The sequence below is a fragment of the Stenotrophomonas sp. A3_2 genome (assembly GCF_036624925.1).
GTDB lineage: Bacteria > Pseudomonadota > Gammaproteobacteria > Xanthomonadales > Xanthomonadaceae > Stenotrophomonas > Stenotrophomonas hibiscicola.
In genome coordinates this window covers 1-13,062 of the sequence record NZ_JAZKVY010000194.1, presented here as the reverse complement: position 1 = coordinate 13,062, position 13,062 = coordinate 1, and the positions used below count along the sequence as shown (strand labels likewise).

Here is a 13,062-nt window from a genome sequence, read left to right as displayed (position 1 = left end):
TGGACCGGGTTGATGACCGTTGCAATACCGCACTACCCCAACGGCAAAGGTGCCGGGGAGAGCGTCGGATCCTTTGCTCGCCACTAACGGCCCCGCCCGACTCGCTCACGAACATGAACGAATTTTGATTGGGCACGCTTGGAGCGCTCAACATTCATTTGCTATAAAAAGTGATAAATATTTTATAGAAAGCCGCCATGAACGGCGCCTATGAGCACTGGGACAAGGTGCGCCACAGAGCGCCACCGGCAGGCCTGAACGCGGAGCAGTGGTGGCTGGGTATCACGTGGACGCGCGCAGCATTGCTGAAGCCGCTACCGCTGTTGCTGGACAAGACGCAGCAACCCTTCAAGCTCGCACTTACCGATTCAATGCAGCGGCACCTGCACTACATTGACCGGGAGGCCGCAGGCTCGGTGAAGGGTGTGGATGCTGCCAGCGGCCAAGGACGGTTCATGATCCGGTCGCTGATCGAGGAAGCGATGACCTCATCGCAGTTGGAGGGCGCCTCAACCACGCGGGCCGTGGCAAAGGAAATGTTGAGCACGGGCCGCGCGCCGCGCGACCAGTCCGAGCGCATGATCTACAACAACTACGTGGCAATGAACGTGATCCGCGAGCGCGGCATACGCCCGATCACTCCCGGCGAGATTCTGGAACTGCACAGCATCCTCACCGACGGAACGCTGGAGCTGCCAACCGACAGCGGGCGTTTCAGAACCGCCGAAGACAACGTTGCGATCTTCGACCGCGGCTCACCGCCTACGCTTCTGCACACCCCTCCTCCGGCCGAGGAAGTGCCTGCACGGATTGAGCGGCTGTGCACGTTCATCAATGAAGAAAGCACACCGTTTGTGCATCCAGTCGCCAAAGCCATCGCACTACATTTCCAGATTGGCTATGACCACCCTTTCGTGGATGGAAATGGCCGTACTGCGCGCGCACTGTTCTACTGGGCAATGATGAATGCCGGGTACTGGATGACCGAGTACTTCTCCATTTCCAGCGTGCTGAAGAAGTCCCCAGGCAAGTACATGCGGGCCTACCTGTACACCGAAAGTGACAACCGGGATCTTGGCTACTTCGTTGCGCAACAGCTGGAGGCCATTGAGCAATCGATCCAGGGACTGCACGCCTACATCGCCAGGAAGCATGCAGAGGATCAGGCAGCGCGACGCATGTTGCGAACCGCCCGGCTTGGCGGCATGCAGCTCAATCACCGTCAGCGCGCGTTGCTGGCCAACGCGCTGAAAGATCCTGATCGGACCTACACCGTCGCCAGCCACCAGGCGGCACACACCATCACCTATCCGACCGCATTGAAGGATCTGAATGGACTGGTGGCATCTGGGCTTGTCAGCAAAGAGCGCGTCGGCAAAGCGTCAGAATATCTGGTGCTTCCAGGCCTGTCGGAACGCTTGGTGTTGTAGATCCACGCCATGCGTGGATGTGTGGACCAAGGTCCACCCCCACCAACGCGACATCACGCCGAGGCGTAACGCACGGCGGTGCCGATCCAGCGCTGCACCACGCGGTCGGCCAGCGCGGGTTGCTGGTCCAGCAAGCGCTCGGCCAGGTCGTGCACGCCGGGCAGCAGGCCGGCGTCGCGGGCCAGATCCGCGATGCGGAAGCCGGCCAGGCCGGTCTGCCGCGTACCCAGCAGTTCGCCGGGGCCACGCAGCTCCAGATCTTTTTCGGCGATGACGAAACCATCGTTGGTTTCGCGCATGGTCTGCAGGCGCTCGCGCGCCATCTGCGAAAGCGGCGCCTGATACAGCAGCACGCAGCGCGACACCGCCGAACCACGGCCGACGCGGCCGCGCAGCTGGTGCAGCTGGGCCAGGCCCAAGCGCTCGGCATTCTCGATCACCATCAACGATGCATTGGGCACATCCACGCCCACTTCAATCACCGTGGTCGCCACCAGCAGGTCGATGTCGCCGGCCTTGAACGCCACCATCGTCGCCAGCTTTTCGGCGGCTTTCAGGCGGCCATGCACCAGCCCGACGCGTACGCCGGGCAGCAGTGCCTGCAGTGATTCGTAAGTGGCCTGCGCGGGGGTTGCATCCAGCTCTTCGCTTTCCTCGATGAGCGTGCACACCCAATACACCTGCCGCCCTTCCTGGCAGGCCAGCGCAATGCGCTCGATCAGCTCCGGGCGACGGTCATTGTTCAGTGCGACGGTCTGCACCGGCGTGCGGCCCGGTGGCAGTTCGTCGATGGCCGAGACATCCAGGTCCGCGTATTCGGACATCGCCAGCGTGCGCGGAATCGGTGTTGCGGTCATCACCAGCTGGTGCGGCACGCTGTTGCCTCCCGCGCCCTTGTCACGCAGCGCCAGTCGCTGATGCACGCCGAAGCGATGCTGCTCGTCGACGATGGCCAGTGCCAGATCCTGGAACACCACGGCCTCCTGCATCAGTGCGTGGGTGCCGACCACCACCTGCGCTTCGCCGCTGGCGACCTGCTCCATCACCTTGGCGCGCGCCTTGCCGGTGACCTTGCCGGCCAGCCAGGCGATGCGCACGCCGAGCGGTTCCAGCCAGCCGCGAAGGTTGTTGAGATGCTGTTCGGCCAGCAACTCGGTGGGCGCAGCCAATGCAACCTGCTTGCCCTGCTCCACCGCCAGCATCGCCGCCAGCGCGGCGACCACGGTCTTGCCGGAACCGACGTCGCCCTGCACCAGCCGCAGCATCGGGCTGGGCCGCGCGAGGTCTTCACGGATCTGCTTGAACACGCGCGCCTGCGCGCCGGTGAGCGCGAACGGCAGCTGCTTCAGCAGCGCCTTGGCCAGCTTGCCGGGGCCGGCCAGCGGCGGTGCATGGTGCGCCTGCAGCGCGATACGCTGGCGACGCAGGCTGAGGTGGTGGGCCAGCAGCTCTTCCATTGCCAGGCGGCGCTGCGCCGGGTGGGTGCCGGCGGCCAGCGCGGCCAGGTCGGCATCGGGCGGCGGCCGGTGCACGGTCAGCAGCGCGCTGCGCAGCGACGGCAGGCCGAGGCCATCGAGCCAGCCGCTGGGCAGCAGTTCCAGCGTGCTTTCCTCCGGCAGGCGGTCCAGCGCCTGGCCGATCAGCTTGCGCATCGTCATCGGGCCCACGCCTTCGACGGTGGGATACACCGGGTCGAGGCGGTCGCCGAGTTCGGGATCGTCGTTGCGGCCCAGCACCTGGTAGCTGGGATGGACGATTTCCAGGCCGAGGTGGCCCGGCTTGGGCGTGCCGAAGCAGCGCAGCCGGTTGCCGACCGCGAACTGGCCGACCTGCTGCTGGCGGAAATGGAAGAAGCGCAGCACCAGGGTGCCCTGCCCTTCGTCTTCCACCGCTACTTTCAGCATCGGCCGGTAGCGCATGCCGCGCTCCACCGCGACCACCCGCCCTTCCACCTGCGCCGGCACGCCGTTGCGCAGGTCCTCAATGCGGGTCAGCCGGGTACGGTCTTCATAGCGCAGTGGCAGATGAAGCCAGAGATCCTGCAGGGTGGCCAGGCCACGCGCCTGCAGTTTGGCGGCCACGGCCGGACCGACGCCCGCGAGCATCGCCAGGGATGCTTCGCCGGACGGTGACAGGACCGGGGTGACCGCCGCCTTGCGTGCCACGTGGCGGTCAGTCGATGACCATCACCGCGTCGACCTCGAAGTTGGCGCCCTTCGGCAGGCCGGAGACTTCGATGGTGGAACGGGCCGGGTACGGGGCCTGGAAGTAGTCCTGCATGACCGCGTTGACCTTGGCGAACTCGCCCAGGTCGGTCAGGTACAGGCCCAGGCGCACGACCTTGTCCAGCGAGCCGCCGGCGGCTTCGGCCACGGCCTTGAGGTTGTCGAAGGCGCGGCGGGCCTGTGCTTCGACGTCACCGGCGCCGACGATGTCGCCGGTGGCCGGGTCGAGCGGGATCTGGCCGGAGAAGTACACGGTGTTGCCGGCGCGCACGGCCTGCGAGTACGGGCCGATGGCGGCGGGGGCCTTTTCGGTGTTGATGATCTGGCGGGACATGGGTCGCTCCGGTGCTTGGGGGAAAACAGAGCGGTGATTGTACCGGGTGGGGGCGATGTCGGCTGGGGTCGGATCCGTTTCCTGGCGGGAAACGGCTCTGACCCCGTGCGCTCTCTGTAGAGCCGAGCCCATGCTCGGCTGCTTCAGGCAAGAGCAGCCGAGCATGGGCTCGGCTCTACGGATCGGGGCCGGCGCGGGTTATTGCCGGCGTACCGACTGCACGACCGACAGACGGCGCAGGCGGCGCATCACTTCGGCCAGATGGTTGCGGTCGCGTACCTGGATGTTGAACGCCAGCACGGCGGCGTTGAAGTCGCGGTCCAGGTAGTCCACGCGCTCGATGTTGGAATGGCTCTGCGCGATGGCAGCAGCCAGCTGCGCCAGCACACCGGTGCCGTTCTCTACTTCCACCACCAGCGAAGTGTCGTAGTCGCCGGAAACGGTGGTGTCCCAGCCGATCGGCACCCAGCGCTCGGGCGACTTGCGCAGCTCGGCCAGGTTCGGGCAGTCCATGCGGTGAACCACGATGCCCTTGCCGGCGGTGTGGTAGCCCATGATCTCGTCGCCGGGAATCGGCTGGCAGCAGCCGGCGAAGGTGACCACGCCACGCTCGCTGCCGTTGATCAGGATCTTTTCCTGCGAGTGGTGGCGCGAATGCGGGCCGCCACGCAGTTCGGCGTAGGCCATCAGCGCCTGCGCGGCCTGGGTCGGCATCCAGTTGCCCAGTGCGACCTCGGCCAGCAGCGCCTCCAGGCGTGGGAAACGATGCTCGGCCAGGAACGCATCCAGGCGCCCCTTCGGCAACCGTTCCAGCGACGAATCCATCGCCTCCAGCGCACGGTCGAGCATGCGGTGGCCGAGCTGCACGGCATCTTCGTGCTCCAGCTGCTTGAGCTGGTGGCGGATGGCGGTGCGCGCCTTGCTGGTGACCACGAATTCCAGCCACTGCGGTTTCGGCGTGGCCGAGCGTGCGGTGATGATCTCCACCGACTGGCCCGACACCAGCTTGGTGCGCAGTGGCACCAGTTTCTTGTCCACGCGCGAGGCCACCGCCATGTTGCCGACGTCGGTATGCACGGCGTAGGCGAAATCGAGCGCGGTGGAGTTGCGCGGCAGCGCCAGGATCTTGCCCTTCGGGGTGAACAGGTAGACCTCGTCCGGGAACAGGTCGACCTTGACGTTGTCGAGGAACTCCAGCGAGGAACCGGCAGCACGCTGCGAATCGATCAGTTCGACGATCCAGGCGTGCGCACGGCTCTGCGCACTGTTGGGTGAATCGCCGCCGAACTTGTAGGTCCAGTGCGCGGCCACGCCGCGTTCGGCGATCAGGTCCATTTCCTCGGTACGGATCTGCACTTCGATCGGCGAGCCATACGGCCCGAACAACACCGTGTGCAGCGACTGGTAACCATTGGCCTTGGGAATGGCGATGAAATCGCGGAAGCGGCCATCCAGCGGCTTGAAGGTGGCGTGCACCGAACCCAGCGCGTGGTAGCAGCTGGGCACGCTGCGCACCACCAGGCGGAAGCCGAACACGTCCATCACCTGGTCGAAGGTTTTGTTCTCGTCGCGCATCTTGTTGTAGATGCTCCACGGGGTCTTGATGCGGCTGACCAGGCGATGCTCGATACCTTCCTTCGCCAGCCGCTGCGACAGCTGCACTTCCACCTGTGCCAGCGCTTCACGGCGTACCACCGGCTGGCTGCGGATGTGCTTTTCCAGGATCGCGTGGCGCCACGGGTACAGCGCCTTGAAGCCAAGATTCTGCAGTTCGCTCTTGACCAGGCTCATGCCCAGGCGCTGGGCGATGGGCGCGTAGATCTCCAGCGTCTCGCGGGCGATGCGGCCGCGCGCTTCGCGGCTCTGCGCGCCCAGCGTGCGCATGTTGTGCAGGCGGTCGGCCAGCTTGATCATGATCACGCGCAGGTCGCGCGACATCGCCAGCAGCATCTTGCGGAAGCTCTCGGCGGCCGCTTCCTGGCGGTCGCGGAACTTCAGCTTGTCCAGCTTGGTCACGCCGTCGACCAGCTCGGCCACGGCTTCGCCGAACTCGGCGGCCAGCGCCTCACGGGTCAGCGGTGTGTCTTCGATGGTGTCGTGCAGGATCGCCGCGATCAACGCTTCCACGTCCAGGCCAAGCTCGGCCAGCACCTGGGCCACGGCCACCGGATGGGTGATATAGGGCTCGCCCGACTTGCGCGTCTGCCCGGCGTGCGCGGCGGCTCCGACTTCCCAGGCGCGGCGCAGCAGCGGCAGCTGTTCCGGCGGCAGGTAATGGGCGGCGCGTTCAAGCTGGAGGACGTAGTCGGGTACGGCGGCAGCGGGGGCTGCGGCGACCTTGGCAGTGGGGCCTGGGTTCATGCCCGAAGCCTATTCCAGCGCGACGTTTACGGCAAATCCTGAATGCGAAACAGCCCGCACGGGGCGGGCTGTTCGGCGATCCAGCAACGACGTTGATCGATGCGATCAATCGTCGTTCTTGGACATGTCTTCGTCGGCGACTACTTCGGCGGCAGCCCACTCCAGCGCTTCGCGCTCGGCGCGCTCACGCTCGGCCTTCTCGACTTCGTCGATCAGCGCGTTGTCGATCTTGCGGGCGGCGATTTCGCGCAGCGCCAGCACGGTCGGCTTGTCTTCGGTCTCGCTGTTGTCCAGCGTGGCCTGCACGCCGTTGGCGAGCTGGCGGGCACGCTTGGATGCCATCATGACCAGTTCGAAACGGTTGTTAACGACTTCCAGGCAATCTTCTACGGTGATGCGGGCCATACGGGCTCCCGGCGACCGGTCGGCCGCTCAGTCGAATGAGGGAAAGGGGACGGAGTGTACTGGCAGGAGCTGGACAAAATCAAGCCAACCCCCACCCGATTCTTTTGGAATCAGTCAGTTGCACCCGGATCGGGGGTCAGCAACGCCTGGATCAGGCTGGCGTGGCGGACCTTCTGGGCCTCCCGTCGCAGGCGGCTGGCGGTGAAGATGGCGCACAGCTCGTCCACGGCAGTGTCGAACACCTCGTTGACGATGACGTAGTCGAACTCGTTGAAGTGCAGCATCTCGTCCCGGGCCGCGCCCAGGCGCTGGGCGATGACGGCTTCGCTGTCCTGGCCGCGCTTGCGCATGCGGTCCTGCAGGGCCTGCTTGGACGGCGGCAGGATGAACACGGTGACCGTGCCCGGCACCAGTTGGCGCACCTGCTGCGCGCCCTGCCAGTCGATCTCCAGCAGCACGTCCTGGCCGGCGGCCAGCTGCGGCTCCACCGACTGCCGGGCCGTGCCCTTCCAGTCGCCGTGCACCCAGGCGTGCTCGAAGAAGTCGCCGGCGGCGATCATCTGCTCGAACTTCTCGGCACTGACGAAGTGGTAGTGCTGGCCATTCACTTCACCGGGGCGCATTGCGCGCGAGGTGAAGGAAATCGACAGGGCGATCTGCGGGTCACGCGCCAGGGTGGCATTGACGATGCTGCTCTTGCCGGCGCCAGACGGGGCGGCCACGATGTACAGCGTGCCGCGCGCAACGGTGTCCGACGGCTTCGACGGGGCGCTCATGCGGGGGATCCAACGGTTTGATTTCGCAAACTTTTTTCCTCGGTGTTCCAGGTCCGGCGCGGCGGATCGCGCCAGGACGGCGGGGGCTGCGCGGAACATCCTGGAACCAGGCCCGGCAGACGCTTCCCCGGGGTGCGGGCACGCAACTTTACCAGAGGCGCCCGTTTGCGCGCCTGCCCGGCAGGCGCCGGGCCTTGTGCCACATGGGTATGCGGGTGCCTGTGCTATAACCGGGCCGTACCCAACGACAGCCCGGAGGCCTGCGCCTCCCCGCCATCCCAGGAGAACGGCATGCCATCGATGAGCCGCCGCCAGTTCCTGAAAGTGACCGGGACAACCCTGGTCGGCTCCAGCCTGGCATTGATGGGCTTCGCGCCCGGCATCGCGCTCGCGGAGGTCAGGCAGTACAAGCTGACCCGCGCGACCGAGACCCGCAACACCTGTACCTACTGTTCGGTGGCCTGCGGCATCCTGATGTACAGCCTCGGCGATGGCGCCAAGAACGCCGAGCCGAGCATCTTCCATATCGAAGGCGACCCGGACCATCCGGTCAACCGCGGCACGCTGTGCCCGAAGGGTGCCGGCCTGGCCGACATCATCCACAGCAAGTCGCGCCTGCTCTACCCCGAGTACCGGGCACCGGGCTCGAACGAGTGGAAGCGGCTGAGCTGGGACGATGCGCTGGACCGCATCGCGCGGCTGATGAAGGAAGACCGCGACGCCAACTTCGTGCAGAAGAACGAGGCCGGGCAGACGGTCAACCGCTGGCTGACCACCGGCATGCTGGCGGCCTCGGCCACCAGCAATGAAACCGCGGTGCTGACCCACAAGGTCGTCCGCTCCCTCGGCATGCTGGCATTCGACAACCAGGCACGTGTCTGACACGGCCCGACGGTGGCAGGTCTTGCCCCGACGCTAGGCCGTGGTGCGATGACGAATCACTGGGTCGACATCAAGAATGCCGACCTGATCCTGATCATGGGTGGCAATGCCGCCGAGGCGCACCCGTGCGGGTTCAAATGGGTGACCGAGGCCAAGGCGCACAACAAGGCCCGGCTGATCGTGGTCGATCCGCGCTTCAACCGCTCGGCCGCGGTGGCCGACGTGTACGCGCCGATCCGCACCGGTACCGATATCGTGTTCCTGGGGGGCCTGATCAACTACCTGTTGACCGAGGACCGCATCCAGCACGAGTACGTGCTGAACTACACCGACATGTCGTTCCTGGTGAAGGACGAGTTCGCCTTCAAGGACGGCCTGTATTCGGGCTACAACGAAGAGAAGCGCAGCTACGACCGCTCCAGCTGGGACTACGCCTACGGTGACGATGGCTTCGTGCGCAGCGACCCGACGCTGAAGGACCCGCGCTGCGTCTACAACCTGCTCAAGCAGCACTATGCGCGCTACACGGTGGAGATGGTCGAGCGCATCTGCGGCACTCCGGCCGACAGCATCCGCCAGATCTGGGACATGATCGCGTCCACCGCCGTCAAGGACAAGGCGATGACCATCCTGTACGCGCTGGGCTGGACGCAGCACTCGATCGGCGCACAGAACGTGCGTGCCGGCACCATGGTGCAGCTGCTGCTGGGCAACATCGGCGTGGCCGGTGGTGGCATGAACGCGCTGCGCGGGCATTCCAACATCCAGGGCCTGACCGACATCGGCCTGATGTCCGACCTGCTGCCCGGCTACCTGACCCTGCCGAAACAGGACGAACAGGACTACGACGCCTACATCGCCAAGCGCACGCAGAAGCCGCTGCGCGCCAACCAGATGTCGTTCTGGCAGAACTACCCGAAGTTCCACGTCAGCCTGATGAAATCGTGGTGGGGCGACGCTGCCACCGCCGACAACAACTGGTGCTTTGATCACCTGCCCAAGCTGGACAAGCCGTACGACATGCTGCAGGCGTACGAGCTGATGAACGAGGGCAAGATCCATGGCTACATCTGCCAGGGCTTCAACCCCCTGGCCTCGGCGCCGAACAAGGGCAAGCTGATCAGCGCGTTCTCCAAGCTGAAGTTCATGGTCAGCATGGATCCGCTGGAAACCGAGACCATCGCCTTCTGGCAGAACCACGGCGCACTGAACGACGTCGACCCGAGCACGATCCAGACCGAAGTATTCCGCCTACCGACCACCTCCTTTGCCGAGGAGAACGGCGCGGTGGTGAATTCCTCGCGCTGGCTGCAATGGCACTGGAAGGGGGCCAATCCGCCAGGCGAAGCGCGCAGCGACATCGAGATCATGTCCGAGCTGTTCCATCGCATCAAAGCGTTGTACGAGAAGGACGGCGGTGCGTGGTGGGAGCCGGTGCGCGACCTGGCCTGGAACTACGCCAACCCTGAGGTACCCACGCCCGAAGAACTGGCGATGGAATACAACGGCAAGGCGCTGGCCGACGTGTTCGATCCGAAGGACCCGACCAGGCTGGTGCGCAAGGCCGGCGAGCAGCTGGCCGCATTCGGCGACCTGCGCGACGACGGCAGCACCGCCTGCGGCTGCTGGATCTACATCGGTGCCTGGGGCCCGACCGGCAACATGATGGCGCGGCGTGACAACAGCGACCCCACCGGCATCGGCAACACGCTGGGCTGGGCCTGGGCGTGGCCGGCCAATCGTCGCGTGATGTACAACCGCGCCTCGTGCGACGTCGCCGGAAAGCCATTTGATCCACGGCGCACGCTGCTGGCGTGGAACGGGAAAAACTGGGGCAGCGTGGACGTGCCCGACTTCAAGGCAGACGAAGATCCCGCCGGCGGAATGGGCCCGTTCATCATGAACCCGGAGGGCATCGCGCGCTTCTTCGCCAAGGCCGGCATGGCCGAAGGCCCGTTCCCGGAGCACTACGAACCGTTCGATACACCGCTGCGCAGCAACCCGCTCAGCCCCGGCCAGGCACTGACGCTGAACAACCCGGCCGCCCGCGTATTTGCCAGCGATCGCGCACAGATCGGTTCGCCGGACGAGTTCCCGCATGTGGCCACCACCTACCGCCTGACCGAGCATTTCCACTTCTGGACCAAGCACGGCAAGTTGAACGCCATCATCCAGCCCGAGCAGTTCGTCGAGATCGGCGCGGCGTTGGCCGACGAGCTGGGCATCAACAACGGCAGCCGCGTGCGGGTCAGTTCCAAGCGCGGCCACATCGAAGCGGTCGCCATGGTGACCAAGCGCATCAAGGCCCTGCAGATCGATGGCCGGACCGTGCACCAGGTGGGCGTGCCGATCCACTGGGGCTTCCTCGGTGCGGCCAAACCCGGCTACATCGCCAATACGCTGACCAACGCCATCGGTGACGGCAACTCGCAGACGCCCGAATCGAAGTGCATCCTGGTCAAGGTCGAGAAGGTGTAGGAGACACGCCATGTCACTGCAATCGCTGGACATCATCCGCCGCTCGGCCACCACCACGCCCTCGCCGGAAGCGCGCGGTGCGCATACCGGCCAGGTCGCCAAGCTGATCGATGTGAGCAAGTGCATCGGCTGCAAGGCCTGCCAGGTCGCCTGCATGGAGTGGAACGATCTGCGCGACGAAGTGGGCAGCTGCGTTGGCAGCTACGACAACCCGCCCGACCTGAGCGAACAGTCGTGGACGGTGATGAAATTCCGCGAGTACGAGGACGAGAAGGGCAAGCTGGAGTGGCTGATCCGCAAGGAAGGCTGCATGCACTGCAGCGATCCGGGCTGCCTGAAGGCCTGCCCGTCGCCCGGTGCCATCATCCAGTACGCCAACGGCATCGTCGACTTCCAGGAAGAAAACTGCATCGGCTGCGGTTACTGCGTGACCGGTTGCCCGTTCGACGTGCCGCGCATTTCCAAGAAGGACCACAAGGCCTACAAATGCACGCTGTGTTCGGACCGGGTGGCGGTGGGCCAGGAACCGGCCTGCGTGAAGACCTGCCCGACCGGCGCGATCACCTTCGGCAGCAAGCAGGCGATGACCGAGCACGCGGCCGGACGCGTGGAAGACCTGAAATCGCGCGGCTACGAGAATGCTGGCCTGTACGATCCGCAGGGCGTCGGCGGCACCCACGTGATGTACGTGCTGCAGCATGTGGACAAGCCCGAGCTGTACGCCGATCTGCCCAAGGACCCACGCATCAGCCCGATGGTGGAGGTCTGGAAGGGCGTGGCCAAGCCGCTGGGCGTGCTGGCGATCGCCGTCACCGCCTTCGCCGGCTTCCTGCATTACATCGGCATCGGCCGCAACACGGTCAATGACGAGGAAGAAGAGGAAGCCGAACACGAGGCGAAGCAGATCGAAGAGGAGCAGCGGCCATGAAGTACGCCCCGCACCCGCGCCAGATCATCCGCTACCGTGCGCCGACCCGCATCAATCACTGGATCGTGGCGATCTGCTTCGTGCTGACCGCGCTGTCCGGGTTGGCGTTGTTCCACCCTGCTCTGTTCCCGTTGACCCAGCTGTTCGGTGGCGGCCCCTGGACGCGCATCCTGCATCCGTTCATCGGGCTGGCCATGGTGGTGGGCTTTGCCTTGCTGGCGTTCCGCATGTGGCGCGACAATCTGCCGACCGCCGACGATCGCGCATGGATGCGCGGCATGCGCGATGTACTGCGCAACGAGGATGAGAAGCTGCCGCCGGTGGGCCGTTTCAATGCGGGCCAGAAACTGCTGTTCTGGGCCATCATCGGCTGCCTGTCGGCGCTGCTGCTGACCGGCTTCGTGATCTGGCGGCAGTACTTCAGCCACTTCTTCCCGATCGGGGTGATCCGCTTCTCGGTACTTGCCCATGCGCTGTTCGGCTGGGTGCTGGTCTGCGCCATCGTGGTGCACATCTATGCAGCGATCTGGATCAAGGGCTCGGTGCGGGCGATGACCCAGGGCAAGGTGACCTATGGGTGGGCGTACAAGCACCACCGGCAGTGGTTCCGGGACATCCTGCGCGGACGTCGGGAAGAGGGGTAGCGGCAGGGCCTGCGGCCCTGCACCCGCTTCAAGCCAAGGCAACAGCAACAGCGGCTATCCGTGGGATGGCGGGGTGGATCCGGTTGCGGGGGACGCTGCAAGTACCCCTCCGGGGCCCGGCCCAGCCGCTGGCGGCTGTGCGTTCGGGCGCTTGCGAAGCAGTGCTTCGCAAGCAAAGCGCCCTCACCCATGTAAGCTCGGTCGCCGCTTGCACGTGTGCGCAGTCCTGCGCACACGGCAAGACCGGGGTTGGGCATCGTGCCCAACCCGCCCGAGGCTTGCCTCGGGCCCATGCCGCGGACACCACCGCCCCGCCTACCCACCCGGCCTTTGACAGTTTCCTGTCACCGTCGCACACCACGGGAAGATCAAGAGAAAAGGCAGAAGCGAAGGCAACAGCAACGGCGGTTGGCTGGCGGCCGCGGCTTTGCGAGCGAAGCGACCCGCTTTTGCTCTTGCTTGTGATTTCCCGTGGTGGATCGGCAACCGGAATCTGTCTGGGGCCGGGCGGGTGGGGTTGGCGGGGTATCCGCGCCATGGATGGCGCGGCTAATCCTCCAGGGATGGATTCACGGCGTCCCCCGCAATTCCACCCATCC

General features: G+C 65.4%; 9 protein-coding genes. 4 read left to right on the top strand and 5 right to left on the bottom strand.

The window, feature by feature from the left end; translation table 11 throughout:
- Positions 1 to 197 precede the first annotated feature (197 nt).
- Positions 198 to 1,430 carry a Fic family protein gene (locus R5H29_RS05695; RefSeq protein ID WP_227844873.1) on the top strand — a complete coding sequence of 411 codons (1,233 nt, stop codon included), beginning with the start codon at positions 198 to 200 and terminating at the stop codon, positions 1,428 to 1,430.
- 53 nt (positions 1,431 to 1,483) lie between these two features.
- On the opposite strand, the gene recG is transcribed toward R5H29_RS05695, so the two are convergent.
- The 5 genes from recG to gmk form a co-directional block, all read right to left on the bottom strand.
- Positions 1,484 to 3,595: an ATP-dependent DNA helicase RecG gene (gene recG / locus R5H29_RS05690; protein ID WP_099559967.1), complete on the bottom strand. Its 2,112-nt coding sequence runs from the start codon at positions 3,593 to 3,595 to the stop codon at positions 1,484 to 1,486.
- A 7-nt stretch (positions 3,596 to 3,602) separates the two neighbouring features.
- Positions 3,603 to 3,989: a RidA family protein gene (locus tag R5H29_RS05685; protein WP_005410875.1), complete on the bottom strand. Its 387-nt coding sequence runs from the start codon at positions 3,987 to 3,989 to the stop codon at positions 3,603 to 3,605.
- 198 nt (positions 3,990 to 4,187) lie between these two features.
- On the bottom strand, positions 4,188 to 6,350 hold the full coding sequence (locus R5H29_RS05680; RefSeq protein WP_019661980.1) for a bifunctional (p)ppGpp synthetase/guanosine-3',5'-bis(diphosphate) 3'-pyrophosphohydrolase: 2,163 nt from the start codon (positions 6,348 to 6,350) through the stop codon (positions 4,188 to 4,190).
- A 105-nt stretch (positions 6,351 to 6,455) separates the two neighbouring features.
- Entirely contained in the window at positions 6,456 to 6,755 is a 300-nt protein-coding gene (gene rpoZ / locus R5H29_RS05675; RefSeq protein WP_005410877.1) for a DNA-directed RNA polymerase subunit omega, read from the bottom strand.
- Between the two features lie 110 nt (positions 6,756 to 6,865).
- On the bottom strand, positions 6,866 to 7,531 hold the full coding sequence (gene gmk / locus R5H29_RS05670; RefSeq protein WP_019661981.1) for a guanylate kinase: 666 nt from the start codon (positions 7,529 to 7,531) through the stop codon (positions 6,866 to 6,868).
- Positions 7,532 to 7,822: 291 nt separating this feature from the next.
- On the opposite strand from gmk, the gene fdnG reads away from it, so the two are divergent.
- The 3 genes from fdnG to R5H29_RS05655 are packed head-to-tail and all read left to right on the top strand — an operon-like array spanning position 7,823 to position 12,463.
- Positions 7,823 to 10,891 carry a formate dehydrogenase-N subunit alpha gene (gene fdnG / locus R5H29_RS05665; protein ID WP_332328896.1) on the top strand — a complete coding sequence of 1,023 codons (3,069 nt, stop codon included), beginning with the start codon at positions 7,823 to 7,825 and terminating at the stop codon, positions 10,889 to 10,891.
- A gap of 10 nt (positions 10,892 to 10,901) precedes the next feature.
- Positions 10,902 to 11,819, top strand: coding sequence for a formate dehydrogenase subunit beta (gene fdxH / locus R5H29_RS05660; protein WP_332328895.1), 918 nt, complete (start codon positions 10,902 to 10,904; stop codon positions 11,817 to 11,819).
- Complete coding sequence (locus R5H29_RS05655; RefSeq protein WP_005410882.1) at positions 11,816 to 12,463, top strand: formate dehydrogenase subunit gamma; 648 nt, start codon at positions 11,816 to 11,818, stop codon at positions 12,461 to 12,463. Before fdxH ends, R5H29_RS05655 begins: the two co-directional genes overlap by 4 nt.
- Positions 12,464 to 13,062 lie beyond the last annotated feature (599 nt).

Bases quoted from the DNA above. Each gene is read 5' to 3' on its own strand.
- R5H29_RS05695 (WP_227844873.1), top strand. From the start codon at position 198: ATGAACGGCGCCTATGAGCACTGGGACAAGGTGCGCCACAGAGCGCCA.
- R5H29_RS05685 (WP_005410875.1), bottom strand. From the start codon at position 3,989: ATGTCCCGCCAGATCATCAACACCGAAAAGGCCCCCGCCGCCATCGGC.
- R5H29_RS05680 (WP_019661980.1), bottom strand. From the start codon at position 6,350: ATGAACCCAGGCCCCACTGCCAAGGTCGCCGCAGCCCCCGCTGCCGCC.
- rpoZ (WP_005410877.1), bottom strand. From the start codon at position 6,755: ATGGCCCGCATCACCGTAGAAGATTGCCTGGAAGTCGTTAACAACCGT.
- gmk (WP_019661981.1), bottom strand. From the start codon at position 7,531: ATGAGCGCCCCGTCGAAGCCGTCGGACACCGTTGCGCGCGGCACGCTG.
- fdxH (WP_332328895.1), top strand. From the start codon at position 10,902: ATGTCACTGCAATCGCTGGACATCATCCGCCGCTCGGCCACCACCACG.
- R5H29_RS05655 (WP_005410882.1), top strand. From the start codon at position 11,816: ATGAAGTACGCCCCGCACCCGCGCCAGATCATCCGCTACCGTGCGCCG.